The 26,309-nt window shown below is 60.9% G+C and carries 23 protein-coding genes; 8 read left to right on the plus strand and 15 right to left on the minus strand.

Annotated elements, in window-relative coordinates:
* Positions 1-107 precede the first annotated feature (107 nt).
* The 5 genes from SGN16_RS01220 to SGN16_RS01240 form a co-directional block, all read right to left on the minus strand.
* Complete coding sequence (locus SGN16_RS01220) at positions 108-878, minus strand: hypothetical protein (RefSeq protein WP_210642341.1); 771 nt, start codon at positions 876-878, stop codon at positions 108-110.
* Between the two features lie 517 nt (positions 879-1,395).
* Positions 1,396-2,157, minus strand: coding sequence for an L-cystine ABC transporter ATP-binding protein TcyN (tcyN, locus tag SGN16_RS01225; RefSeq protein WP_210642342.1), 762 nt, complete (start codon positions 2,155-2,157; stop codon positions 1,396-1,398).
* Between the two features lie 3 nt (positions 2,158-2,160).
* Positions 2,161-2,826 (minus strand): cystine ABC transporter permease, encoded by a 666-nt coding sequence (tcyL, locus tag SGN16_RS01230; protein ID WP_135843164.1) that lies wholly within the window; start codon positions 2,824-2,826, stop codon positions 2,161-2,163.
* Complete coding sequence (tcyJ, locus tag SGN16_RS01235) at positions 2,826-3,620, minus strand: cystine ABC transporter substrate-binding protein (protein WP_210642343.1); 795 nt, start codon at positions 3,618-3,620, stop codon at positions 2,826-2,828. The genes tcyL and tcyJ overlap by 1 nt, the downstream gene beginning before the upstream one ends.
* A gap of 301 nt (positions 3,621-3,921) precedes the next feature.
* A complete protein-coding gene (locus SGN16_RS01240) occupies positions 3,922-4,920 on the minus strand; it encodes a D-cysteine desulfhydrase (RefSeq protein ID WP_335943926.1) in 999 nt (332 codons plus the stop codon).
* A gap of 482 nt (positions 4,921-5,402) precedes the next feature.
* Between SGN16_RS01240 and betT the strand changes: the two genes are divergently transcribed.
* Positions 5,403-7,364, plus strand: coding sequence for a choline transporter BetT (betT, locus tag SGN16_RS01245; RefSeq protein WP_335943927.1), 1,962 nt, complete (start codon positions 5,403-5,405; stop codon positions 7,362-7,364).
* 155 nt (positions 7,365-7,519) lie between these two features.
* Here the strand turns inward: betT and SGN16_RS01250 are convergent, their stop codons facing one another.
* Positions 7,520-8,260 (minus strand): SDR family oxidoreductase, encoded by a 741-nt coding sequence (locus SGN16_RS01250; RefSeq protein WP_335943702.1) that lies wholly within the window; start codon positions 8,258-8,260, stop codon positions 7,520-7,522.
* 116 nt (positions 8,261-8,376) lie between these two features.
* Here SGN16_RS01250 and SGN16_RS01255 point away from each other — a divergent pair, with 116 nt between their 5' ends.
* Positions 8,377-9,267 (plus strand): LysR family transcriptional regulator, encoded by an 891-nt coding sequence (locus tag SGN16_RS01255; RefSeq protein WP_335943703.1) that lies wholly within the window; start codon positions 8,377-8,379, stop codon positions 9,265-9,267.
* A 124-nt stretch (positions 9,268-9,391) separates the two neighbouring features.
* Entirely contained in the window at positions 9,392-10,429 is a 1,038-nt protein-coding gene (gene mgrA, locus SGN16_RS01260; RefSeq protein WP_335943704.1) for an L-glyceraldehyde 3-phosphate reductase, read from the plus strand.
* A gap of 95 nt (positions 10,430-10,524) precedes the next feature.
* On the opposite strand, the gene tauD is transcribed toward mgrA, so the two are convergent.
* From tauD to SGN16_RS01295, 7 genes are all read right to left on the minus strand, one after another.
* The gene (gene tauD, locus SGN16_RS01265) at positions 10,525-11,367 is read right to left on the minus strand and encodes a taurine dioxygenase (RefSeq protein ID WP_210642348.1); all 843 of its coding nucleotides are present in this window, start codon (positions 11,365-11,367) and stop codon (positions 10,525-10,527) included.
* 50 nt (positions 11,368-11,417) lie between these two features.
* Complete coding sequence (gene tauC / locus SGN16_RS01270; RefSeq protein WP_210642349.1) at positions 11,418-12,257, minus strand: taurine ABC transporter permease TauC; 840 nt, start codon at positions 12,255-12,257, stop codon at positions 11,418-11,420.
* Complete coding sequence (gene tauB / locus SGN16_RS01275; RefSeq protein WP_335943705.1) at positions 12,254-13,048, minus strand: taurine ABC transporter ATP-binding subunit; 795 nt, start codon at positions 13,046-13,048, stop codon at positions 12,254-12,256. Before tauB ends, tauC begins: the two co-directional genes overlap by 4 nt.
* A 25-nt stretch (positions 13,049-13,073) precedes the next feature.
* The gene (gene tauA, locus SGN16_RS01280) at positions 13,074-14,051 is read right to left on the minus strand and encodes a taurine ABC transporter substrate-binding protein (RefSeq protein ID WP_210642351.1); all 978 of its coding nucleotides are present in this window, start codon (positions 14,049-14,051) and stop codon (positions 13,074-13,076) included.
* 214 nt (positions 14,052-14,265) lie between these two features.
* Entirely contained in the window at positions 14,266-15,849 is a 1,584-nt protein-coding gene (gene gshA / locus SGN16_RS01285; RefSeq protein WP_210642352.1) for a glutamate--cysteine ligase, read from the minus strand.
* Between the two features lie 271 nt (positions 15,850-16,120).
* Positions 16,121-16,504 carry a PaaI family thioesterase gene (locus SGN16_RS01290; protein ID WP_210642353.1) on the minus strand — a complete coding sequence of 128 codons (384 nt, stop codon included), beginning with the start codon at positions 16,502-16,504 and terminating at the stop codon, positions 16,121-16,123.
* Positions 16,504-18,828, minus strand: coding sequence for a Tex family protein (locus SGN16_RS01295; protein WP_210642354.1), 2,325 nt, complete (start codon positions 18,826-18,828; stop codon positions 16,504-16,506). The genes SGN16_RS01290 and SGN16_RS01295 overlap by 1 nt, the downstream gene beginning before the upstream one ends.
* Positions 18,829-19,187: 359 nt before the next feature.
* Here SGN16_RS01295 and ompR point away from each other — a divergent pair, with 359 nt between their 5' ends.
* Both ompR and SGN16_RS01305 read left to right on the plus strand, forming a co-directional pair.
* Entirely contained in the window at positions 19,188-19,928 is a 741-nt protein-coding gene (gene ompR, locus SGN16_RS01300; protein WP_003186825.1) for a two-component system response regulator OmpR, read from the plus strand.
* Positions 19,929-20,041: 113 nt separating this feature from the next.
* On the plus strand, positions 20,042-21,355 hold the full coding sequence (locus SGN16_RS01305) for an ATP-binding protein (protein ID WP_210642355.1): 1,314 nt from the start codon (positions 20,042-20,044) through the stop codon (positions 21,353-21,355).
* 132 nt (positions 21,356-21,487) lie between these two features.
* On the opposite strand, the gene rimK is transcribed toward SGN16_RS01305, so the two are convergent.
* Positions 21,488-22,393, minus strand: coding sequence for a 30S ribosomal protein S6--L-glutamate ligase (rimK, locus tag SGN16_RS01310; protein ID WP_003196697.1), 906 nt, complete (start codon positions 22,391-22,393; stop codon positions 21,488-21,490).
* Entirely contained in the window at positions 22,390-22,854 is a 465-nt protein-coding gene (locus tag SGN16_RS01315; RefSeq protein ID WP_171061301.1) for an ATP-dependent zinc protease, read from the minus strand. The genes rimK and SGN16_RS01315 overlap by 4 nt, the downstream gene beginning before the upstream one ends.
* Positions 22,855-23,105: 251 nt before the next feature.
* Here SGN16_RS01315 and SGN16_RS01320 point away from each other — a divergent pair, with 251 nt between their 5' ends.
* From SGN16_RS01320 to SGN16_RS01330, 3 genes are all read left to right on the plus strand, one after another.
* A complete protein-coding gene (locus SGN16_RS01320; protein ID WP_210642356.1) occupies positions 23,106-23,510 on the plus strand; it encodes a S4 domain-containing protein in 405 nt (134 codons plus the stop codon).
* A 171-nt stretch (positions 23,511-23,681) separates the two neighbouring features.
* On the plus strand, positions 23,682-24,584 hold the full coding sequence (gene hslO / locus SGN16_RS01325; RefSeq protein WP_210642357.1) for an Hsp33 family molecular chaperone HslO: 903 nt from the start codon (positions 23,682-23,684) through the stop codon (positions 24,582-24,584).
* A gap of 178 nt (positions 24,585-24,762) precedes the next feature.
* Positions 24,763-26,307, plus strand: a complete 1,545-nt coding sequence (locus SGN16_RS01330) for a phosphoenolpyruvate carboxykinase (protein WP_210642358.1) — start codon at positions 24,763-24,765, stop codon at positions 26,305-26,307.
* The last annotated feature ends 2 nt before the right edge of the window (positions 26,308-26,309 follow it).

Genomic DNA, 26,309 nt, shown 5'->3' on the forward strand with positions numbered 1-26,309 from the left:
ATAGGCTGGATTTAAATTGGGGCTATACGCGCACTGGGGCGAAGCGGCTTTTGTAGCGAGCGAGCAAGCCCCCTCGCTACAAAAGCGTTCCTCGCAAAAGTCCCGTATCAAGTTTTTTTGCGGCGCGGCTCAGCCGCCATGAGGGCTTCTTTGGGCGGGGTTTTCAGGTAGGGATTGATACAGCCGATCTTCAGTGTCCGCGGCGGCGCCCAGTGGGAGTTGTTGCCCACGCGGTCGAGGATGCAATAGGTCACTTCCAGGCGCAGGTCTTCCCCGGCTTCGAGAATGATCTGTGGCGGCACCCAGATGTTGATCGGCTGGCCTACCTCGCACGGTTTGATCCGGGGCAGGTCCATGCGTACATCGCCCCAGCGCAGGGTGACCGCATCGTCGGCGGCCATGTTCAGGTAGGGTTCGATAGTCAGCGGTACGCCGCGTTTGATCTGGCTCGGGTTCACGCCCTGACGCCGGATGGCTTCGGGAATACGCACCGGCGCCAGCCCTTGGTTTTCGTCGCCGCTCAGGGCTGACGGGTGGCCGCCCGGGGAGTCGAGCTTGACGTACACCCGTCGCGCTGCGGACAGTGCCGGTCCACGCCCGACCTGCATCACGCGGTAGTGGATGCACGAGGTCCCGCTGACGATGAAACTCTCCGGTACCCGCAGCGTAACGCTGCCTTGCAAGTCCGCCTGCGAGAGCAGGCGGGAACCCACGTAGCAGTTGTCCCAGAACAGTTCGATCAGATCTCCCGCGTCCATGCCGGGGTAGGGGGCAATGGCAATCTCCAGGTGAGCGGCGCTGGTGCGGTTGATGCCGTTGTGGCGGGTATTGGCCAGGTTGGGGGCGGCCAGTTCAGGAATATTCGACGTACATGTCATGGTGCTCTCCTTGATGCTTGAAAACGAAGTCCGTTTCGGGAAGATCAAAGGCGCTTTGATAATCGCGACATATTTTTATGTGCGCAGTCGTGATGGCTGACTGTAGTTAATCACTGCGCAGAATCAAATAATGCGCGTCGCCTGTTGGCCACTAGATAAGGGGTCCGTAGTTTCAGTGTCAATAGAGGCCCTTGCTTAATAATTGATTGTATAAGGCTTCAGAAATGTCCTACGCACCGGTGCCAATAATGCCTGGCGTCGAAGGCCCTTTTCCTAGGCTTGCCTTTTTTGCGTAAAGCGCTTGAAGGCGCCCTGGGGACTAAATTGGATCGCTGCCCAGATCGAAGGAAGTGTTACGGTGGGTATGCGCATGTTGCACATCTTAAATGTCGGCACGCTTGTTGAACGCCGTGCGCGTTGCAAGTTGTCTCGCTATTGATAAGTTGCAGGCCGTTCGATGTTGGCTCTGTTGCAGTTGTTTCACTTCCGTCCCTGGAAGTGAGGCAGCTGTAATAACTTACTGGGCGCCGTGTCCGGCCGAGAGGAACTTGCTGAGAAACTGTCGAGTGCGTTCTTCCTTGGGGGCTGCAAACAACGCCTTGGCTTCGCCTTGTTCGACGATCACACCCTTGTCGAAAAACACCACGCGGTTGGCCACGTCCCGGGCGAAGCCCATTTCGTGGGTCACGATGACCATGGTGCGTTTTTCTTCGGCCAAGCCGCGAATGGTTGCCAGGACTTCGCCCACCAGTTCCGGGTCCAAGGCCGAGGTCGGCTCGTCGAACAGGATCACCGCGGGCTCCATCGCCAAGGCTCGGGCGATCGCCACACGTTGTTGCTGGCCGCCGGAGAGGCGCCGAGGGTAGGCGTCTTCCTTGCCAGACAGGCCTACCTTGGCCAACAGTTTGCGGCCCAGTGCTTCGGCTTCTGCGCGCGGGGTCTTTTTCACCACCAGCGGACCCTCGATCACGTTCTCCAGCGCAGTGCGATGGGGAAACAGATTGAAGTTCTGGAACACAAAACCCACCTGCTGGCGCAAGCGACGCACCAGATTCTGCTGCTGGTTCAACGGACGGCTGCCATCGATTTCGATGTCGCCGACCTTGATCCGGCCGCTGCTGGGTTCTTCGAGGAAGTTCAGGCAGCGCAGGAAAGTGGTCTTGCCCGAGCCACTGGGGCCGATGATCGCCACCACTTCGCCTTCTTCGATCTTCAGGTCGATGCCGTTGAGCACCACCTGACCCTTGAACTGCTTTGTCAGTTTTTCCACGACAATCATGGGTCAGGACTCCTGGTCATGCCGATTGACCCGGGCTTCCAGGACGTTCTGCAGGTGCGAGAGCACGCTCGCCAGAATCCAATAGATCAGCGCGGCGGCAAGGTACATGGTGAAGATTTCGAAGGTCCGCGCAGTGATCAACTGTGCCTGGCGGAACAGCTCGGGTACCTGGATGGTCGCCGCCAACGCGGTGTCCTTGACCAGGGAAATGAAGCTGTTGCCCAGTGGCGGCAGGGCCGTGCGTGCGGCTTGCGGCAGGATGGCCCGGCGCAGGGTCTGGGCGCGGGTCATGCCGATACTCGCCGCCGCTTCCCACTGGCCGCGCTCGATGGAGCTGATGGCGGCCCGCAGGATTTCACAGGCATAGGCGGCCATGTTCAGCGAGAAGCCGATCAGGGCAGCCGGCAGCGGGTCCAGCTCGACACCCAGTTGCGGTAAGCCGTAATAGATCACGAACAACTGCACCAGCAGCGGCGTGCCGCGAAAGAACGACACGTAGATGCGGGCGATCCAGCTCACCAGTTTGAAGCGCGACAAGCGCATCAACGCCAGGCCGAACCCCAGCAGCAGGCCGAAAAACATCCCGCCCAGGCTGAGGATGACCGTGTAATACGCGCCCTTGAGCAGGAAGGGCGCGGAGTCCAGCGCGAGTTGAAAAGCCTCTTCCATTATTGAGTGACGTCAGCGCTGAAGTATTTTTCCGAGAGCTTTTTCAGCGTGCCGTCGGCGCGAAGTTTGTCGATGGCCTTGTTCACCGCGTCCAGCAGTTCAGGCTCGCCTTTGCGCAGGGCAATACCGGACTCCTGGCGGGAGAACGCTTCGCCGGCGGCGGCAGTGTCCTTGGCTTTCTTGGCATATTCGAGCGCGGCGAGGCGGTCGATCAGGATGGCGTCGATACGGCCAACGCGCAGGTCCTGGAATTTGGTCGGGTCATCTTCGTAGGTACGTACGTCAGCGCCGGGAACATTGGTTTTCACCCATTGTTCGTAGTTGGTGCCCAGGCCTACGCCGACTTTCTTGCCTGCCAGGTCAGCGGCGGTCTTGATGGTGTCTTTATTCTTGGTCAGGGTCAGCGCCTGAATCCCGGAAACGGTATATGGCGTGGAGAAGTCATATTTTTTCTTGCGCTCTTCGGAGATGGTCACTTGGTTGACCACGGCGTCCAGGCGCTTGGATTCCAGCGCCGCGAGGATGCCGTCCCATTTGGTCGGTTGCAGCTTGACCTTTACGCCCAGTTCCTTGGCCAGGGCTTCGGAAAACTCCACTTCGAAACCGGCCAACTTGCCGTCGGCGTCGACGAAACTGAACGGTGGGTAAGTGCCTTCCAGGCCAACGTTGATCACGCCGGCGTCTTTGATTTTTTGCAGTTGCTCACCGGCAACCGCTTGCCCCAACAGGCCGGCGCTCAGTGCCAGGCCCAGCGAACCCACCAACAGGTTGCGACGTAATGCAGAGAAATTCATGACAAGCCCCTGTGTTTTCTTATGAAGACGTTATTTTGGATGAGAAAAGGCGTAGCCGCGATCCGAAAAGATTGCCACATCCTGCCTTAAAGCAACCCGGGCGTCTCGCGGCAAATGCGCCTGTGGCCAGACTATAGGGTGGCGTTTATAGATTGGAAAATAATATTAAATCAATGGTATATGCCTGTTTGGAATGAATGCCTGTGGGAGCGAGCTTGCTCGCGATGGCGGTGGATCAGCCGAAATTTATTCAGCTGACACTCCGTCATCGCGAGCAAGCTCGCTCCCACAGACGTCTCCACTAAGGCTGGAACGCCGCGTTATAGGCAAACAACGCCGGCGCGCCACCGGTATGCAGGAAGAGGATCGGGCCTTCGTCGAAGCGGTCGCGGCCAATCCCATCGAGCAGGCCGGCCATGGCCTTGCCGGTATAGACCGGGTCCAGCAGCAGGCCTTCCTGGCTAGCCAGCAACTTGACCGCTGCCAGCGTACCGGCGTTCGGTTCGCCGTAGCGCGGGGCGAAGTATTCGTCCCACAGGTTCACCTTGAAGGCTGCTGGAACGGCAACATCCAGCAATTGGGCAGTGCGTTCGGCCAAACCCTGGACCTTCGGAAACTGGTCTTCCTCGCTGCGCGAAACGGTGACGCCGATGACGGGAAGCTCCGGCAGTGTTTCACTGAGGGCCAGCGCCAGGCCGCTGTGGGTTCCGGCACTGCCCGAGGCCAATACCACTGCGGCGAAATCAAGCCGGGTGTCTTTGATTTGCTCGGCCAGTTCCAGGCCCGCGCGCACATAGCCCAGCGCGCCCAGAGCGTTGGAGCCGCCGATTGGCACCAGATACGGCTTTTTCCCATTGCTGCGCAGGCGACCGGCGAGGGCCTGGAGCTGCTCATCGGCGTTGTCCAGGTTTTCGACCAATTCGACCTTGGCGTCGAACAGCTCCAGCAACAGTCGGTTGCCGTTGCCCAGGTAATTGCTGTCCTCGGTGCCTATGGGGTTTTCCAGCAACGCCACGCAACCCAGGCCCAGCTTCGCCGCCAGGGCAGCGGTCTGGCGAACATGGTTGGACTGGATCGCGCCGGCAGTGATGAGGGTATCGGCGCCTTGAGCCAGGGCATCGGCTGCCAGGTATTCGAGTTTGCGCAGCTTGTTGCCGCCCAGCGCCAAGGGCGTCAGGTCATCGCGCTTGATATAGATGTCGCGCCCGAGCCAGGTGGAGAGGCGGTCGAGTTTTTCCAGCGGTGTCGGGTGGCCGAGCAGGTCGAGACGATTAAAGCGGGCCAACTGTTGTTTGATCATGGGGCCGTACTGGTTGTAGGAGATGTCTGGACTATAGGCACGGCGATATTCATGGGCAACCGGCAATCGTTTGTCGGAGGGGGACGCATGATTTGTGAGCACCGAAAAACCTGTGGGAGCGAGCTTGCTCGCGATAGCGGTGGTTCAGTTGGCCTATCTATTTACTGACACACTGCAATCGCGAGCAGGCTCGCTCCCACAGGGGCGTGTGGTGTCTGTTGAACACTGAACGAATGCACATCAAGCAGCGTCTACCCTCCCACGGGCTCGCGTAGGAAACGTACCGTCGAACCCTGCGATTAGTCCTTAGCTGCCTATCTATGTTTAACTTGAACGTTCATTCAAGTTAAACCGTCGGTTTGCTGCCCGCTCACAACAGGAGGCTTGCCTTTGCCGAGTCCGTTTTCGATCGTCACTCTTTCCTTTTCCGCGGAGCCTCACTCATGAGTGCCTCGTCCCTTCCATCCAGCGGCCTGGTCCGCATGAATCCGCCAGTGTTTTATTTCGCGGCGACTTTCATCCTGTTGTTCGGCCTGGTGGTCATTGCCGTGCCGGAGCAGGCCGGTGCCTGGCTACTGGCGGCGCAGAACTGGGCGGCCAATACGGTTGGCTGGTATTACATGCTGGCGATGACCCTGTATCTGGTCTTCGTGGTGGTCACCGCCTTGTCCGGCTACGGCAAGATCAAGCTCGGTGCCGACCACGACGAACCCGAATTCAGTTACCTGTCCTGGGCTGGCATGTTGTTCGCCGCCGGCATCAGCATCACGCTGTTTTTCTTCTGCGTCTCCGAGCCGCTGACGCACTTGGTGCAGCCGCCCCAGGGCGAGGCCGGTACCGCTGACGCGGCGCGTCAGGCCATGCAGATTCTGTTTTTGCACTGGGGCCTGCATGGTTGGGGCGTGTTCGCTTTCGTCGGCATGGCCCTGGCGTACTTTGCCTATCGGCACAATTTGCCGCTGGCCCTGCGTTCGGCGTTGTACCCGCTGATCGGCAAGCGCATCAATGGCCCCATCGGCTATGCGGTGGACGGTTTCGGCATCATCGCCACGGTGTTCGGCCTCGGCGCGGACATGGGCTTTGGGGTGTTGCACCTTAACTCGGGCCTCGATTACCTGTTCGGTGTCGCCCACACCCAATGGATTCAAGTCGGCCTGATCGTGCTGATGATGGGCGCGGCGATCATCGTCGCGGTGGCCGGTGTCGACAAAGGCGTACGGGTCATGTCCGACATCAACATGCTGCTGGCCTGTGCGTTGCTGCTGTTCGTGTTGTTCGCCGGACCCACCCAGCATTTGCTCAACACCTTGATCCAGAACATCGGCGATTATCTCGGCGCCCTGCCGATGAAGAGTTTCGACCTGTACGCCTATAACGAACCCAGCGACTGGCTCGGCGGTTGGACGGTGTTCTACTGGGCCTGGTGGATCGCCTGGTCGCCATTCGTGGGGCTGTTCATCGCGCGGATTTCCCGTGGTCGCACCATCCGTGAGTTCGTGTTTGGCGTGTTGCTGATTCCTCTGGGCTTCACCCTGGCGTGGATGTCGATTTTCGGTAACAGTGCCATCGACCAGGTGCTGAACCACGGCATGAGTGCCCTGGGCATGTCGGCCCTGGAAAACCCGTCGATGAGCCTTTACCTGCTGCTGGAAACCTACCCGTGGAGCAAGACTGTCATCGCGGTCACGGTGTTCATCAGCTTTGTGTTCTTTGTCACGTCCGCCGACTCCGGCACTGTGGTGCTTTCGACACTGTCGGCCAAGGGCGGCAATCCCGATGAAGACGGGCCGAAATGGCTGCGGGTGTTCTGGGGCGCGATGACGGCGCTGGTGACCAGCGCGTTGCTGTTCTCCGGCAGCATCGATGCCTTGAAGTCGGCGGTGGTGCTGACCTCGTTGCCGTTCTCGCTGATTCTGTTGCTGATGATGTGGGGCCTGCACAAAGCGTTCTACCTGGAATCCCAGAAACAGATCGCGCAATTGCATTCCCTGGCGCCGGTGTCGGGTTCCCGCCGGGGCACGGGCGGTTGGCGCCAGCGCTTGAGCCAGGCGGTGCATTTCCCATCCCGCGACGAGGTGTACCGGTTCCTCGACACCACGGTTCGTCCGGCCATTGAAGAAGTGAAGGCGGTGTTCGTCGAGAAGGGCCTGACGGTGGTGACCCAGCCAGACCCGGCCAACGACAGCGTCAGTCTGGAAATCGGCCACGGAGAGCAGCATCCGTTCATCTATCAGGTGCAGATGCGCGGCTACTTCACGCCATCCTTCGCCCGGGGCGGCATGGGCTCCAAGGAGCTCAACAACCGTCGTTATTACCGTGCCGAAGTGCACTTGAGCGAAGGCAGCCAGGATTACGACCTGGTGGGCTATACCAAGGAGCAGGTGATCAACGACATCCTCGACCAGTACGAGCGACACATGCAGTTCCTGCATCTGGTGCGCTGATCGAGGCCCAAACCCAGCACACCGATTTTCATCTGCGCCGGCTTCATCGCGAGCAAGCTCGCTCCCACAAGGGCATCACTTAACCCTGTGGGAGCGAGCTTGCTCCGGGCGGCGATCCGACGATGGCGGTATGGCTGGCGGCGCGGAAAAAAACTTCAGACCAGCCCGCCGTTGGCCCGCAGGATCTGCCCGTTCACCCAGCCGGCGGCAGGGCTCACCAGGAAAGAAACAATGTTGGCGATGTCCTGCGGCTGACCAAGGCGTTCCAATGGCGGCATCTTGGCGTAGTTCTGGACCTGTTCTTCACTCTTTCCGTGCATGAACAATTCGGTCGCGACCGGGCCGGGAGCCACGGCATTGACGGTGATCTGGCGGCCGCGCAGTTCCTTGGCGAACACCTGGGTCAGGGATTCCACCGCAGCCTTGCTGGCGATGTAAACCGAGTAGCCGGGCAGGTTCAGGCCCACGGTGCTGCTGGAAAAATTCACGATCCGGCCACCCTCGTTCAGGCGGGTCGCGGCTTCGCGCAGGGTGTTGAACGTGCCACGGGTGTTGATGGCGAACGTCTGGTCGAACAGCTCGTCACTGTGCTGCGCCAGGGGCATCACCTGGAGAATGCCAGCGTTGTTGATCAACACATCGACCTTGCCCAGTTGCGCTTCGGTTTCATCGAACAGACGACGGACATCGGCGGCAGAGGATACGTCTGCCTTGATCGCTATGGCTTGGTGACCTGCCTGGCGCAATTGCACTACCAGTTTCGAGGCTTCGGTGGCGCTGTTGGCGTAGTTGATCGCGACGGCAAAACCTTCGCTGGCCAAATGCTTGGCGATTTCGGCGCCGATGCCGCGAGAGGCGCCGGTTACGATGGCTACTTTGGCTGTTTGAGTCGTCATGGCGGTGTCCTTTTAAAGTGGGTGAAGCCAGGTTCACATGTTTACTCCTGGCGATAAATCCCCGACAGTTGCCTTGACTGTTCAATAATTGCCAACAATAAGGGCGCTGGACTCCGATGGATCAAGTCAAAGCAATGAAGGTCTTCGTGCGCATCTACGAGCGCAGCAGCTTCACGCTGGCTGCCGAAGACCTGAACCTGCCCCGGGCGACGCTGACCTACACCCTCAATCAGTTCGAAGCCTGGCTCGGTGTGCGCTTGCTGGAGCGTAGCACCCGCAAGGTGCGTCCGACCCTCGACGGCGAGGCCTATTACCCACGTTGCGTGCAACTGCTGGCAGAGCTTGAAGAAGCCGAACTGGCGTTTCGCGGTGTGGCGCCCAAAGGCAAGCTAAGGGTGGACCTGCACGGAACCCAGGCCAGGTATTTCGTGATTCCGGCGCTGCCGCAGTTCATGGCCCGCTACCCCGAAATAGAACTGTTCATCAGCGAGGCGGACCGTTTCGTCGACCTGATTGCCGAAGGCGTCGATTGTGTACTGCGCTCCGGTACGCTGACGGATTCGTCATTGATCGGCCGGCGTGTCGCCAATCTTCGGCAGATCACCTGTGCCAGCCCCGGTTACTTGCGCCAGTACGGCGAACCGAAAAGCCTCGATGACTTGAAACATCACAAGGCGGTGAATTACGTCTCGCGGTCCACCGCCAAACTGTATCCGTTTCAGTTCATGGTCGATGGCGAACTCAAGGAGGTACCGATCGGGGGCACGTTGTCAGTGTCTGGCGCGGAAATCTACGCCGCCTCGGCCATCGCCGGCCTGGGCCTGATCCAATGCCCGTATTACCGAATGCATGAGCAGATCCGGCAGGGTTTGATCCAGGAAGTCCTCACCGACACCCCGCCGCCATCCATGCCGGTGTCGGTGCTTTATCCACACAATCGACTCATGTCGCCGCGGGTGCGGGTGTTTGTGGATTGGTTGGCGGAGGTGTTTGCGCAGGCGCGTTGACGCGGTCTCCGATTTCCGGGCACTGCAAGCCCGCTCCCACACCTGATATGCGAACTTTCCGCCTGACCGAGGCGTCTGTGAAATGTTAGCTTCTGCCACCAGCGTCCGAACAGAGAGCCTTTCGATGACCTACACCGCTGCCGAAAACCGCTACGAGTCCATTCCTTACCGCCGCGTCGGTCGCAGCGGGTTGGTGCTGCCGGCGCTGTCGCTGGGGTTGTGGCACAACTTTGGTGACAGCACGCCGATCGACACCCAGCGCGCCCTGCTGCGTACGGCGTTTGACCTGGGTATCAACCACTTCGACCTGGCGAACAATTACGGCCCGCCCTACGGCAGCGCCGAGATCAATTTTGGCCGTTTGCTGCGCGAAGATTTCAAGCAGTACCGCGATGAGTTGATCATCTCCAGCAAGGCCGGTTGGGACATGTGGCCGGGCCCATACGGCCAGGGCGGTGGCTCGCGCAAATACGTGTTGGCCAGCCTTGACCAGAGCCTGCAACGCCTGGGCTTGGACTATGTGGATATCTTCTATTCCCATCGCTTCGACCCCGATACCCCACTGGAAGAAACCGCCAGCGCACTGGCCACCGCCGTGCAGCAGGGCAAGGCGTTGTACATCGGCATCTCTTCGTATTCCGGTGTGAAGACCCGGGAAATGGCCGCGCTGCTCAAAGAGTGGAAAGTCCCGCTGCTGATCCACCAGCCGGCCTACAACCTGCTCAACCGCTGGGTGGAAAAAGACCTGCTGGACGCCACCGATGAACTGGGTACTGGTGTGATTGCCTTCACCCCGTTGGCCCAGGGCCTGCTGACCGACAAGTACCTCAAGGGCATTCCGGCCGATGCACGGGTCAACCGCCCGGGGGGCGGCTCATTGCAGGCTTCGCACCTGTCGCAGGAGAACATCGCCCATGTGCGCGCCCTCAATGAAATCGCTCAGCGGCGCGGCCAGAGCCTGGCGCAGATGGCCCTGGCCTGGACCCTGCGCGATCCACGCGTGACTAGCGCGCTGATTGGCGCCAGCCGGCCGGAGCAGATTATCGAGAACGTCGGAGCGTTGCAGAACCTGAGCTTCAGCGCTGAAGAACTGGCGCAGATCGACCGCTTTGCCCAGGAGGGTGGCATCAATCTCTGGGAAAAGCCTTCGTCGGCGGAATAACACCTCTGCAAGCACGGCGAACACAAAACCTTGTGGCGAGGGGATAAATCCCCTCGCCACAAAGGTGACCCAGGCTCTCAGACTCTTTTTGCCGTTCACCTGAAAAATGGCACATCCCCCAACACCGTCGCCCGGTGCATCACGCGCCGGGCCGGGCGATAGTCGTCCACGGCGAAATGCTGGGTGACGCGGTTGTCCCAGAACGCCACGTCGTTGACTTGCCAGCGCCAGCGCAGGGTGAACTCCGGGCGGGTGGCGTGGGCGAACAGCAGCTTCAGGATCGCCTCGCTTTCGCTTTCCGACAGTTCGTTTATGCGTGTGGTGAAGCCTTCGTTGACGAACAGCGAGCGACGTCCGCTCACCGGATGGGTGCGGATCACTGGATGGGACAACGGTGGGTTTTTCCGCCGCGCTTGTTCCCAGCGCGCCAGGTCCTCGGCGGTGTTGCCAAAGCGTTCCAAGGGAAACGAGCGGGTGAAATCGTGGGTTGCGGTCAGACCTTCCAGCAAGCGCTTCAACGGTGCCGACAAGGCCTCGTAAGCTGCAATGCCACTGGCCCACAAGGTATCGCCACCGAACGCCGGCAGCAGCTTGGCGCTGAGCACCGCGCCCAGGGCGGGGGTCGGTAAAAAGGTCACGTCGGTGTGCCACACCGCGTTGTCGCGAACATCGGTGACGGCGGTGTCGAGCACCAGCACCTCGGGCTGCTCCGGCACGTTGGGGTAGATCGGGTGAATGTGCAGGTCGCCAAAATACCCGGCGAAGCGCGCTTGCTGCGTCGGCTCGATTGGCTGGTCGCGAAAGAACAGCACCTGATGCTCAAGCAGGGCCTGCTCGATGATATCGCGATGTTCCTGGCTCAGGGGCTGGCTGATGTCGATCCCGCTGATCTGCGCACCAAGGGCGATGCTCAAAGGGGTAATGGTCGGGCGGTTCATTGTCGTGTTCTCGCAGTGGGGCGCCGAATGGTCGGCGTGGTCATTCGCTATCAATGGGCCTGGCCGTGCCACGGCACCCATTTGCGTTGCAGGGCGCGCAAACCCATCTCCATGGCGAAGGCGATCAGTGCGATCACCAGAATCCCCAGCACCACCACGTCTGTGACCAGGAACTGCGCTGCTGACTGAACCATGAACCCCAGGCCACTGGTGGCGGCAATCAGCTCGGCGGCCACCAGCGTCGACCAACCGACGCCCAGGCCAATGCGAATGCCGGTGAGGATGTCCGGTAACGCACTGGGCACGATCACGTGGCGAATCAACTGGGCTCGCGTGGCGCCCAACGATTGCGCGGCCCGCAACTTGGCCGGGTCGACGGTGCGCACACCCGTGGCGGTGGCGATGGCAATCGGCGCGAAGATCGCCAGGTAAATCAGTAGCACTTTCGACAACTCACCGATGCCGCACCAGATGACGATCAACGGCAGGTATGCCAACGGTGGAATTGGCCGGTAGAACTCGATCAATGGATCGAGCACGCCGCGAGCGACACGGTTGGCGCCGATGGCGATACCCACCGGCACCGCGGTCAGCACGGCGAACAGCAGGCCCACGCCGATTCGCTGAAGGCTGGCTGCCAAATGCTGCCAGAGGGTGGAGTCCATGTAGCCGCTGGTCGCCAGCAGCCAGCCCTTTTGCAGTACGGCAGAGGGCGAGGGCAGGAACAGCGGTTCGATCAGGCCACTGGCGGTGACGGCCCACCAGATCGCCAGCAGCGCGATCAGGGTCAAGCCGCTGATCCAGCGCGTACTCAGGTTGGACCTCGGGTCGATGGCCGTGCGCTTGGTTGCCGCTTCACTGACCACGGCTGGAACTTCGTAGCTGCTCATGCGCGCTCCTGTGGCCGAGTGGCGCTGCGTTGGGCGAACACCTTGGCGAGTACATGCTCGCGGGTTTCGATAAAACGTGGGTCGGACTTGATCGACCGCGCCGATTCCCCGGCCGCGTAGCGCTGGCCGAAGTCCAGGCTCAGGCGCTCGACGATCTGCCCTGGGTTGGGCGCCAGCAGAATCAGGTCGGTGGCCAGGAACACGGCTTCTTCGATGTCATGGGTAATGAGAAACACCGGTTTGTCGGTGCGCTGCCAGACTTGCAGCAGCAGTTCCTGCATCTGCTCGCGGGTGAAGGCGTCCAGTGCGCCGAAAGGCTCGTCCATCAGCAGCACGCGCGGCTCGGCTGCCAACGCCCGGGCCAGGCCCACACGCTGCTTCTGGCCACCGGAGAGCTGCCAGACGCGGCGTTGGTCGAAACCGGCCAGGTCCACCAGGGCGAGCATTTCCCGGGCTCGGGCCTCACGCTTTTCCTTGGCGACCCCGGCCAGTTCCAGGCCGAAGCCGACGTTTGCCAGCACGTCCTGCCAGGGCAGCAACGCATCGTCCTGGAACACTACGCCGCGTTCGGCACCCGGGCCCTTGACGGGTACACCGTCGAGGGTGATCTGCCCGGCGCTGGGCTCGACGAATCCGGCAATCAGGTTCAACAACGATGTCTTGCCGCTGCCGGACGGGCCGAGGGCAACCAGCAATTGCCGGGGCCCCAGGGTCAGGGAAATATCCGCCAGCACAGGTTCCGCTGCGCCGGGGTACTGTGCGCTGATGCGCTCCAGCTGTAGCAAAGCCATCGCCGTGACTCCTTCTATTGTTCGATCACTGGGTGATGTATTTGGCGCTGACAAAAGGCGCGTAGTCCGGCAGCACGGCTTCGACCTTACCCTGCTCTTTGAGGAAGGCTGCGGTGTCGGTGATGGCTTTGGTGGTCGGAGCACCGAGGCTCACGACCTGATCGGCTGCCAGGGGAAACACGTTGCCTTGCAGCAACAGCGGGATGTCGCTGGCCTTGGCGCCGGAGAGTTTCACCAGTTTGTCGATATTGGACGCATCGGCCAGCCAGGCTTGTGGGTCCTTGCGATACCGGGCATAGGCATCCAGGGTGACTTTGGCGAAGGCTGTGACAATTTCCGGATGCTTCTGAGCGAAGTCCTTGCGCACGATCCAGGCGTCGAAGGTCGGTGCGCCGAACTGGGCCAGTTCTGCGGAGCTGATCAGTACCTTGCCGTTTTCCTTGGCCACGCCCAGGGCCGGGTCCCAGACGTAGGTGGCGTCGATGTCGCCGCGCTTCCAGGCCGCAATGATGGCCGGTGGCGCGAGGTTGAGTACGGTGACTTTCGACGGGTCGATGTTCCAGTGCTTCAGCGCGGCGAGCAGGCTGTAGTGCCCGGTGGACACGAAGGGTACGGCGATCTTTTTGCCGATCAGGTCTTGAGGGGTCTTGATCCCGGAACCGTCGCGGGCTACCAGGGCTTCGGCGGCGCCGATCTGGGTGGCGATGAGGAAGGTTTCCACCGGGACCTTGCGGGTGATGGCCGCGGTCAACGGACTGGAACCGAGGTAGCCGATCTGCACGTCGCCCGAGGCGATGGCGGTGATGACATCGGCGCCGTTGTCGAATTTGCGCCAGTCGATCTTGGCTTGGGTGGCTTTTTCGTAGGCGCCATCGGCCTGGGCGACTTTGGCCGGGTCGACGGTGGTCTGGTAAGCGACGGTCAGGTCGGCCGCCTGGGCAAAAAGGCTCGCTGCGGCCAGGGAGGCGACCGCGAGAAGGCGAAGGGGGGAACGCAACGTCATGGGAAAGCTCCTCGACAGGTCGCCGGAGATTCGGCGTTCGAAGAGACTAAATGATCTAAGAATTCAAAAATAAATAACTTTTTCGAATGAGCTTATTTGCGAAAAATTCTATGCATCGGGCAGAAGTAGGGCTTGCCTGCAGCTTTTGTGGCGAGGGATAAATCCCCTCGCCACAAAAGCTGCACTTTCACGCAGGAGCCATGGAAATGTTTGGTCAGTTACTGATCGCCAGAATGCTCGCCTGATACGAACCCACGAACACATCGAAATCCCCCACCTCGTTCTGCTCCAGCTCAGTTTGCTGAACCAGGGATTCACGGGCGGCGTCTTCGAAGGCTGTCTGCTCCTGGGTTGGCAATGGCTCGGCGCGGAAGTATTCGGCGTGGGCTTTGCTTTGGCGCAGGGAGAACTGGGCAAAGCTTTCCTGATGCTCGGCCATGGCCGCCAGCACTTGGGCGGAGGGCGTCAGGGAGGGATCACGGACCTTCGCCAGTTGCGCGTCCAATGCCTGGCGGTGGGCGTCGCCACCGTGACTCTGGTCGAGCAGCGAGGCCAGCGGCGCGATTTTTTCCAGCAATTCGATGGCCCAGGCCTGCATGTCCACCGCTTGGCCTTGCCGCTGCAATTGCAGGCCAGGCTTGCGACCTTCCTTGACCACCGTCAGGAAGTTGCTCGTGGCGTTGCTGCACTCATTGTTTTCCAGCTGCGGGCTGTCGTTGAGGCCGCAATACAGCAGGAACGCATCGAGAAACCGCGATTCGGTGAGGTCGATGCCCATCGGCAGAAACGGGTTGATGTCCAGGCAACGCACTTCGACGTACTGGATGCCCCGGGCCATCAAGGCCTGGATCGGCCGCTCGCCGGTGTAGGTCACACGTTTGGGCCGGATGTTGGAGTAGTACTCGTTTTCGATCTGCAAGATGTTGGTATTGAGCTGCACCCACTCGCCGTTCTGGTGAGTGCCGACTTCAACGTAGGGCGCGTAGGGCGTTGCCACCGCTTTGCGCAGGCTATCGGTGTAGCTCGTCAGGTCGTTGTAGCACGGTGTCAGGCCGGCTTGGGCGTTGCTCTGGTAGCCCAGGTCGCTCATGCGCAGGCTGGTGGCGTAGGGCAGGTACAAGGTGTCCGGATCCAGTTGTTCCAACTGGTGCGGGCGACCGCGCAGGAAACCGGCGTCCAGGGCCGGCGAGGCGCCGAACAGGTACATCAACAACCAGCTGTAGCGGCGGAAATTGCGGATCAGTGCGATGTAGGCCGACGACTGGAAGTCACGGTCGCTGACCTCGACGCCTTCGGCCTGCCGGAGCAAGGGCCAGAGCTTTTCCGGCAGGGAAAAGTTGTAGTGGATCCCGGCGATGCACTGCATGGTCTTGCCGTAGCGCAGGGCCAGGCCCTTACGGTAGACGTACTTGAGCCGACCGATATTCGAGGTGCCGTAGTAGGCGATCGGGATGTCTTCTTCTTCCGGCAGCGGGCACGGCATCGAAGGACTCCACAGGTACTCGTCACCGAGCTTGCTGTAGGCAAACCGATGGATTTTGTCGAGGCTACGCAGGGTATCGGCTGGGTCGGCCAGGGCCGGGGTGATGAACTCCAGCAACGACTCGGAATAGTCCGTGGTGATCTGTTCGTTGGTCAACGCCGAACCCAGCGCCCGGGGATGCGGGGTCTGTGCCAGGCGCCCATGGTCCGTGACACGCAGGCATTCACGCTCGATGCCGTGCAGGCACTGTTCGAGCAGGGAGAGGTTGGCGCGCTCGCCGAGCAGGGCCAGGCGGCGGTTTAAAAGGTCGCTCAAGTTGAATTCCTTCACGCGTCAGTCGCCCCAATATGGGGGTGGGCAAGACGGTCTACAAGGGTGAAGTTAAAACTGGCGTTTTCGCCTGGTTTTTGTGTGGCTTAAGGCTAATCGTCGCAACCCCCTGTGGGAGCGAGCTTGCCCGCGATGGCGCAAGGTCAGTCAGCATGAACGTTGCTGAACCACCGCTATCGCGAGCAAGCTCGCTCCCACAGAAAAGCCCGACACCGCATTCGTGGCGTCGAAATTACCCCAAATCGATGATGGGGAGCTATAGGACAGCGAACGTGCCTTGCGCTTTTGCGACCAGTTTGTCGCCTTGCATCACCTCGGCCTCGACCACCAGTGTGCGCCGGCCCGGGTGGATGACCCGGGCGGTGCACAACACTTCGCCGTCGGAAACGGCGCGAATGTAGTTGATCTTGCATTCAATGGTCGCGCTCTGCTGGTCAAAGCCGTGGACACTGGAGCAGGCCAGGCCCATGGCGATGTCCACCAGGCTGAACAGCGCGCCGCCGTGCAGCTTGCCGCCACGATTGCGCAACGGCGGCTCAAGGCCCAGGGCGACTTGCGCCACCCCGTCCCCAAGGCTCTGCAAACGGCAGCCGAGCAGCTTGAAAAACGCACTTTCCACCAACCCGGCCGGCGCGTCCATCAGCGCTTCTTCAACTGCTTGGCGTTGGCGAACAACGAGGCCATGGCGTTGTTCGTCGGGGCCGCGCTGGTGGTTTCCTTGCGCGGCGCGGTGTTCTGCGACTGGCGCGGCGTCGAGCCCGGACGAGCCCCACGGGCACCGTCGACTTTCTCGCCCGGCGTGTCGCTCATGCGCATCGACAGGCCGACGCGTTTGCGTGGGATGTCGACTTCCATGACTTTCACTTTCACCACATCACCGGCCTTCACGGCTTCGCGCGGATCCTTGATGAATTTTTCCGACAGGGCCGAGATGTGCACCAGACCGTCCTGGTGCACGCCGATGTCGACGAAGGCTCCGAAGTTGGTGACGTTGGTCACCACGCCTTCGAGGATCATGCCCGGTTGCAGGTCCTTGAGGTCTTCGACGCCGTCCTGGAACTCGGCGGTCTTGAACTCGGGGCGCGGGTCGCGGCCGGGTTTCTCCAGTTCCTGGAGGATGTCGGTCACAGTCGGCAGGCCGAAGGTTTCGTCGGTGAATTTTTTCGGGTCCAGACGCTTGAGGAATGCGGCGTCGCCGATCAGCGAACGGATGTCGCGGTCGGTCTGGGCGGCGATGCGTTGCACCAGCGGGTAGGCTTCGGGGTGGACGGCCGACGAGTCGAGCGGATTGTCGCCGTTCATGACGCGTAGGAAACCGGCGGCCTGTTCGAAGGTTTTCTCGCCCAGGCGCGGGACTTTCTTCAACGCGGCGCGGGTCTTGAACGCGCCGTGTTCGTCACGGTGGGTGACGATGTTCTGCGCCAGCGTGGCGTTGAGGCCGGAGATACGCGCCAACAGCGCCACCGAGGCGGTGTTCACGTCCACGCCCACGGCGTTCACGCAATCCTCCACCACGGCGTCCAGGCCACGGGCCAGTTTCAACTGGGAAACGTCGTGCTGGTACTGGCCGACACCGATGGATTTCGGGTCGATCTTCACCAGCTCCGCCAGTGGGTCCTGCAGGCGCCGGGCGATGGACACCGCCCCACGGATCGACACGTCCAGGTCCGGGAATTCCTTGGAGGCCAGTTCCGATGCCGAATAAACCGAAGCGCCGGCTTCGGAGACCATGACTTTGGTCATCTTCATGGCCGGGTATTTCTTGATCAGCTCGGCGGCCAGTTTGTCGGTCTCGCGGCTGGCGGTGCCGTTGCCGATGGCGATCAGGTCCACCGAATGCTTGGCGCACAGGGCGGCGAGTACGGCGAGGGTCTGGTCCCACTTGTTGTGTGGCACGTGCGGGTAGACCGTGGCGTGGTCCAGCAGCTTGCCGGTGGAGTCCACCACCGCGACCTTGCAACCGGTGCGCAGGCCCGGGTCCAGGCCGAGGGTGGCACGCGGGCCGGCCGGCGCGGCCAGCAACAGGTCATGCAGGTTGTGGGCGAAGACGTTGATCGCCTCGGTCTCGGCGTTGTCGCGCAACTCTCCCAGCAGGTCGGTTTCCAGGTGGGTGTAGAGCTTGACCTTCCAAGTCCAGCGGACCACCTCGGCCAGCCATTTGTCGGCGGCGCGGTTCTGGTTCTGGATGCCGAATTGCTGGCCGATCATGCCTTCGCACGGGTGCATGGTGCCGGGCAGTTCATCGCCGACTTTCAGCGCGGAACTGAGGATGCCTTCGTTGCGGCCACGGAAAATCGCCAGTGCACGGTGGGACGGCATGCTCTTGAGCGGTTCGTCGTGTTCGAAATAATCGCGGAACTTGGCGCCTTCTTCCTCCTTGCCAGCGATCACGCGGGCGCTGAGGGTGGCTTCCTGCTTGAGGTAGTTGCGCAGTTTTTCCAGCAGGTTGGCGTCTTCGGCGAAGCGTTCCATGAGGATGTACTTGGCGCCTTCCAGCGCCGCTTTCACGTCCGCCACACCTTTTTCGGCGTCGACGAAGCGTGCGGCTTCGGTTTCCGGGGCCAGGGTCGGGTCGTTGAACAGGCCGTCGGCCAGCTCGCCAAGGCCAGCTTCCAGGGCGATCTGGCCCTTGGTGCGGCGCTTTTGCTTGTAGGGCAGGTACAAGTCTTCGAGGCGGGTCTTGGTGTCGGCCAGCTTGATGTCGCGTTCAAGTTGCGGGGTCAACTTGCCCTGCTCCTGAATGCTGGCCAGGATGCTGATGCGCCGTTCGTCGAGTTCTCGCAGGTAGCGCAGGCGCTCTTCCAGATGACGCAATTGGGTGTCATCGAGGCTACCGGTGACTTCTTTCCGGTAACGGGCGATAAAAGGTACCGTGGAGCCTTCATCGAGTAGCGCGACGGCCGCTTCGACCTGTTGTGGGCGTACGCCGAGTTCCTCGGCGATGCGGCTGTTGATGCTGTCCATAAAACCACCTGACAAATTGTGAAATCAGGCTCGCCACCGCGCAAACGGGGCTCGGCGAGACTGGTTGAGCGGCCTGGCGTGCGCCGCTGCCTGGGTCAAAAGGCTGCCTGTTGACCCGCGAAATTCAAAAAGTGCTGCCGGGCCAAGGGAAAAAAACGATACGCCGGGATAATGATCCGACATTCCCTGGCACAAAGGGCCGCGCATTATAACCAGCGTTCTGTCCTTCGGGGGGGCGTCGTGGTCTGTAGGCTTGATACCCGGATTCGTGGAGGTAGAGGAAAAATCTGCTAACAATGCACACGGTGCGTATAACGGCAGCTAGGCCATAATGCGCGCCAAGATCAAAGGAGCTTCCTATGAGCAGCACTGCACAAACTGCTGAAGGCGAAAAAATTCTTATCGTTGACGACGATCCCGGGCTGAGCAGCCTGCTGGAGCGTTTTTTCGTCAGCAAGGGCTACCGTGCCCGCACCGTACCGAACACCGAGCAAATGGATCGCCTGCTGGCCCGTGAGGTTTTCAACCTCGTGGTGCTGGACCTGATGTTGCCCGGTGAAGACGGCCTGACGGCTTGCCGTCGCCTGCGCGGCGCCAATAACCAGATTCCAATCATCATGCTCACCGCCAAAGGTGACGAACTGAGTCGTATCAAGGGCCTGGAACTGGGTGCCGACGACTACCTGGCCAAGCCGTTCAACCCCGACGAGCTGATGGCGCGGGTCAAGGCGGTACTGCGTCGTCAATCGGCTCCGGTCCCAGGTGCGCCGGGCAGCGAAGACGAGAGCGTGACCTTCGGCGACTATGAACTGTCCCTGGCCACTCGCGAGCTCAAGCGCGGCAATGAGATCCACATGCTCACCACCGGCGAGTTCGCCGTGCTCAAGGCCCTGGTGATGAACGCCCGCCAGCCGCTGACCCGCGACAAGCTGATGAACCTGGCCCGTGGGCGTGAGTGGGATGCATTGGAGCGCTCCATCGACGTGCAGATCTCCCGTCTGCGCCGGATGATCGAGCCCGATCCTTCCAAACCGCGGTATATCCAGACCGTCTGGGGCGTAGGTTATGTATTCGTGCCGGATGGCGCCGCCAGCAAGTGATCGGCGATTTGTAGGAGCGGGTAGCCTGGCTGGTTGAGTGTGTTCTTCCAGGCGACTCGCGGTCCGTCATTGTGCGAGCATCGCTCGCTCCTGCAAGTGTGTAGCGGTTATTCATGAAAACCCCCGTGTGGTTCCCCCAGAGTTTCTTCTCTCGCACCCTCTGGCTGGTGCTGATCGTCGTGCTCTTCTCCAAGGCGTTGACCCTGGTCTATCTGCTGATGAACGAAGACGTGCTGGTGGATCGGCAGTACAGCCACGGCGTTGCCTTGACCCTGCGGGCCTATTGGGCTGCCGACGAAACCAACCGAGCGAAAATCGCTGAAGCGGCGACCTTGATCCGGGTGGTCGGTGCCGGTGTGCCGGAGGGCGAGCAACACTGGCCTTACAGCGAGATTTATCAACGACAGATGCAGGCCGAACTCGGCGCCGACACCGAGGTGCGACTGCGTATGCACTCGCCGCCGGCGCTGTGGGTGCGTGCCCCGAGCCTGGGGGATGGCTGGCTGAAAGTGCCGCTGTACCCTCATCCGTTGCGCGGCCAGAAAATCTGGAACGTGCTCGGCTGGTTCCTGGCCATCGGCCTGCTGTCGACGGCTTCGGCGTGGATCTTCGTCAGCCAGCTCAACCAACCGCTCAAGCGCCTGGTCTACGCTGCCCGCCAACTGGGCCAGGGCCGTAGCGTGCGGCTGCCCATCAGCGACACGCCGAGCGAGATGACCGAGGTCTACCGTGCCTTCAATCAGATGGCCGAAGACGTCGAACAGGCCGGGCGCGAGCGCGAACTGATGCTCGCTGGTGTCTCCCACGACCTGCGCACTCCGCTGACCCGGCTACGGCTGTCGCTGGAGTTGATGGGCGAGCACACTGACCTGACCGATGAAATGGTCCGCGACATCGAAGATATGGACGCGATTCTCGATCAGTTCCTGGCGTTCATTCGCGACGGTCGTGACGAGTCGGTGGAAGAGGTGGACCTCAGCGAACTGGTGCGCGAAGTGGTCGCGCCCTATAACCAGGGCGAAGAAAAGGTGCACCTGCGCCTGGAGCCGATTCAACCGTTCCCGCTGCGCCGGGTGTCGATGAAGCGTCTGCTGAACAACCTGATTGGCAATGCCCTGAACCATGCTGGCACGGGCGTCGAGGTGGCGGCCTACGTCTCCGGCGACACCAGCGCGCCCTATGTGGTGTTGAGCGTCATGGACCGTGGCGCCGGCATCGATCCTTCGGAGTTGGAAGCCATTTTCAACCCTTTCACCCGAGGCGACCGTGCCCGGGGCGGGAAGGGTACGGGGCTGGGCCTGGCCATCGTCAAGCGCATCGCCTCGATGCATGGCGGCAACGTCGAGCTGCGCAACCGCGTCGGCGGTGGGCTGGAAGCGCGAGTGCGCTTGCCGTTGGGGTTGATGCTGCCTCGGGATGCGGTGTAGCCATCTCTCTCGAGTAAGGCAGATAACCTGTGGGAGCGAGCTTGCTCGCGATAGCGGTGTATCAGTCAAGATCAACTTTGCTGATCCACCGCCATCGCGAGCAAGCTCGCTCCCACAGGGTTTTGTGTCGGGTTAACCCTTGCCTTTTGTCCGAGTCATGTTCGGCCCGCCATTCTTTTCCAAGTGCTCGATGATGATCCCCGCCACATTCTTGCTGGTAGTGGTCTCGATCCCTTCCAGGCCCGGCGAAGAGTTGACTTCCATCACCAGTGGCCCGTGATTGGAGCGCAGGATGTCCACGCCGGCCACGGCCAGGCCCATGACTTTTGCGGCGCGCAGAGCGGTCATGCGTTCTTCTGGGGTGATCTTGATCAGGCTGGCACTGCCGCCGCGATGCAGGTTGGAGCGAAACTCACCCGGCTTGGCCTGGCGTTTCATCGAGGCGATCACCTTGTCGCCGACTACGAAGCAACGAATGTCCGCGCCGCCGGCTTCCTTGATGTATTCCTGGACCATGATGTTCTGTTTCAGGCCCATGAAGGCCTCGATCACCGACTCCGCCGCTGTCGCGGTTTCACACAGCACGACGCCGATGCCTTGAGTGCCTTCCAGCACCTTGATCACCAGTGGCGCGCCATTGACCATTGCGATCAGGTCGGGAATGTCGTCGGGTGAGTGGGCAAAACCGGTTACCGGCAAGCCAATCCCGCGCCGCGACAGCAATTGCAGCGAGCGCAGTTTGTCCCGGGATCGGGCAATGGCTACGGATTCGTTGAGGGGAAAAACGCCCATCATTTCGAACTGACGCAACACCGCGCAGCCATAGAACGTCACTGATGCGCCGATGCGCGGGATCACTGCATCGAACCCTTCCAGTGGCTTGCCACGATAGTGGATCTGCGGCTTGTGGCTGGCAATGTTCATATAGGCGCGCAGGGTATCGATCACCACCATTTCATGGCCACGTTCGGTGCCGGCTTCAACCAGGCGACGAGTGGAATACAGACGCGGGTTACGCGACAGCACAGCGATCTTCATGCAACACCTGTGGCAGAGGTAGTGGACACCGGGAACACCGGCTTGTCTTGAACGTATTTGATGCCCGGATTGACCACCAACTGGCCGTCGATCAAGGCTTTGGAACCCAATAGGAGGCGATAGCGCATGGATTTGCGGCAGGCCAGCGTGAACTCGACCCGCCAGATCCGATCACCCAATGCCAGCGTGGTGCTGATCACGTAGCGGACCTGGGCGTGGCCGTTGGAGCTTTTTATCGTTTTACGTGCCACCAGCGGGGCTTCGCAGCGACGATGGCGCAACTGCACCACCGTGCCCAGGTGCGCGGTGAAACGCACCCATTTTTCACCGTCGCGCTCGAACGGCTCGATGTCGGTGGCGTGCAGGCTGGAGGTGCTGGCACCGGTGTCGATTTTTGCCCGTAGGCCCGCGACTCCCAGATCCGGGAGCGCCACCCACTCGCGCAGACCGACAACGGTCAAATGGTCAAAAGTCTTCAATAAAAACAACCTGCGATCAGTACATCGGATCGTTGAACCCGCGAATCGCGGTATTCACGCAGAATAATCACAAAATGGCGACAGTTATCTACTCACCTGTTTCCGCGCGTAACTTTCCACACGGCTCGGGCCGGTGAAGTCGGCTCGGCGGGCATTCTATCTGTCGTGCCGGATTCGTGTGTCCGACAAAAACGGTAGTACAGTTCTGATTATTGGCAGAAAGAGGAATTGCAGTGGCACAAAAACAGGAAGAGGACGACAAGGTCCGTCTCGATAAGTGGTTGTGGGCAGCGCGATTCTATAAGACGCGGGCCCTCGCCAAGGCCGCCATCGAAAGCGGCAAGGTCCATCATCGGGGCGAACGCTGCAAACCGGGCAAGGAGCCGCGCATCGGCGACGAATTTGTCATTCGCACCGGGTTCGATGAAAAAACCGTGGTTGTCGAAGCCCTTTCGATCGTGCGCCGCGGCGCGCCTGAAGCGCAGGCGCTGTATCGCGAAACCGCAGCCAGCATCGCCAAGCGCGAAACCGCAGCGGCCCAACGCAAGGCCGGCGCCCTGGGTGTCAGCACCGATGGCAAGCCGAGCAAGAAGCAGCGCCGGGATCTGTTCAGGTTTCATGGCAGTAATAGCGAATAGGCGCGCAGGCCTGGATGCCTGTCAGTCAGGCGATTGTGGCGAGGGTATCTGTCCACAGGGGTGAATCGTGTGGATCTTCCCGTCAGGCAAGCCCAAGCCTTGCTTGGAACCCACCCCGAATGGCCATAAAATGCCCGCCAACAATTGTCATCACCTCAGATACCAGACCCTATGACTGATTTACCGGATACCGACTACACCCAGCGTTTCATCTTTGATGACAGCGACGCCCGCGGCGAGCTGGTGGCGTTGGAGCGTAGTTACGCCGAAGTCCTTGCCAAACATCCCTATCCGGAGCCGGTCGCACAAATGCTCGGTGAGCTGATGGCGGCTGCGGCACTGCTGGTCGGCACCTTGAAGTTCGATGGCTTGCTGATCCTCCAGGCCCGCTCCGATGGCCCGGTGCCGTTGCTGATGATCGAGTGCTCCAGTGAGCGCGAGATCCGTGGCCTGGCCCGCTATGATGCGCAGCAGATCGCGCCCGACGCGACGCTGGCCGACATGATGCCCAACGGCGTGCTGGCCCTGACGGTCGATCCGACCCAAGGCCAGCGCTACCAGGGCATTGTCGATCTCGACGGAGCGACCCTGGCCGATTGCTTCACCAACTACTTCGTCATGTCCCAGCAGACCAACACCCGCTTCTGGCTCTATGCCGACGGGCGGCGCGCTCGCGGTCTGCTGCTGCAACAATTGCCTGCCGACCGCCTTCGCGACCCGGAAGAGCGTGACGCCAGCTGGCAGCACATCACCGCTCTGGCCGGCACCTTGAGCGCCGATGAACTGTTGAGCCTGGACAATGAAACCGTGCTGCATCGCCTCTACCACGAAGAGACGGTGCGCCTGTTCGATGGCCAGCCGTTGCGCTTCCAATGCAGTTGCTCCCGTGAACGTTCCGGCAATGCGCTTGTCAGTCTGGGTCTGGAAGATGCGCAGCAACTGGTGATCGAGCATGGCGGTGCCATCGAGGTCGATTGCCAGTTTTGCAATGAGCGCTACCTGTTTGACGCGGCGGATATTGCTCAATTGTTCGCCGGTGCGGGTGTCGACACACCGTCAGATACTCGTCACTAAAACGGTTCAGCGCAGGTAAATCTCCTGGCAAACGCCGGATTTACGCCGTACTGACGGGAGGGCCCTACTTTTTTTGGGCTTTTCTGGCATAATCCGGCCCACTTTTTTCGGGTAGTAGTGCGCGACTTCCTACTACAAAACGTTTGGAGCACTCGGCCACGGGCCGACGGGGAACCTCATGACGCAAGCCAATAACGCCGTGTACATCGATCTGAGTGTCGATGATCTGGTTAAAGAAGCCCTGAGTCGCGGTGAAGGCGAGCTTGCCGATACTGGCGCGCTGGTTGTCCGTACCGGTCATCGTACCGGTCGCTCGCCGGTTGACCGTTTCATCGTAGAAGAGCCGACCACCCAGGACGCCATCGCCTGGGGCCCGATCAACCGCAAGTTCCCGGCCGACAAGTTCGATGCCCTGTGGAACCGCGTGGAAGCCTACCTGGGTGAGCGCGAGCGTTTCGTCTCCCACGTGCATGTAGGGTCCGATCCTGCGCACTACCTGCCGGTCAAGATGACCACCGAGACTGCCTGGCACAACCTGTTCGGCCGTTGCCTGTTCATCAACCCCGAGCAGTACAACGCCGGCGGCAAGGATGAATGGCAGATCCTCAACGCGCCGAATTTCGTCTGCGAGCCTGAGCGCGACGGCACCAACTCCGACGGCACCGTGATCATCAACTTTGCGGCCAAGAAAGTGCTGATCGCCGGCATGCGTTACGCCGGTGAAATGAAGAAAGCCCTGTTCTCCGTCCAGAACTTCTTGCTGCCAGCCGTTGACGTGTTGCCGATGCACTGCGCTGCCAACATGGGCGAAGAGGGCGACGTGACCCTGTTCTTCGGCCTGTCGGGTACTGGCAAGACCACCCTGTCCGCCGATGAAAGCCGCTACCTGATCGGCGACGACGAGCACGGCTGGGGCGTGGGCGTGGTCTTCAACATCGAAGGCGGTTGCTATGCCAAGTGCATCGACCTGTCCGAGAAGAACGAGCCGGTGATCTGGAAAGCCATCCAGCACGGCGCCGTACTGGAAAACGTCGTCCTGGATCCGGTCACCAAGAAAGCCGACTACGCCGACGACAGCCTGACCCAGAACAGCCGCGCCGCTTACCCGCGTGAGTTGATCGAAAAACGCGCGCCGAAAAACCTCGGTGGCGAGCCCAATGCGGTGATCTTCCTGACCTGCGACCTGACCGGCGTACTGCCGCCAGTGTCGATTCTCAGCGAAGAGCAAGCCGCCTACCACTTCCTGTCCGGCTACACCGCACTGGTGGGCTCGACCGAAATGGGTTCGGGCAGCGGCATCAAGTCGACATTCTCCACTTGCTTCGGCGCCCCGTTCTTCCCGCGCCCTGCCGGTGAATACGCGGAACTGCTGATCAAGCGTATCCGTGGCTTCGGCTCCAAGGTCTACCTGGTCAACACTGGCTGGACCGGTGGCGGCTATGGCGTCGGCAAACGCTTCAACATCCCGACCACCCGTGCGGTGATCGCGGCGATCCAGAGCGGCGCGCTGATCGGTGCGCAAACCGAACACCTGGACATCATCAACCTGGACGTGCCATTGGCTGTTCCAGGTGTCGAGACTGGCTTGTTGAACCCACGCAACACCTGGGCCGACAAAGCGGCATACGACGAAGCGGCCAAGGCTTTGGCCGGCTTGTTCACCGAGAACTTCAAGAAGTTCGACGTGAGCGATGCAATCAAGGCCGCTGGTCCGCAGCTGTAAGG

It is taken from the genome of Pseudomonas sp. G166 (assembly GCF_037027455.2).
GTDB lineage: Bacteria > Pseudomonadota > Gammaproteobacteria > Pseudomonadales > Pseudomonadaceae > Aquipseudomonas.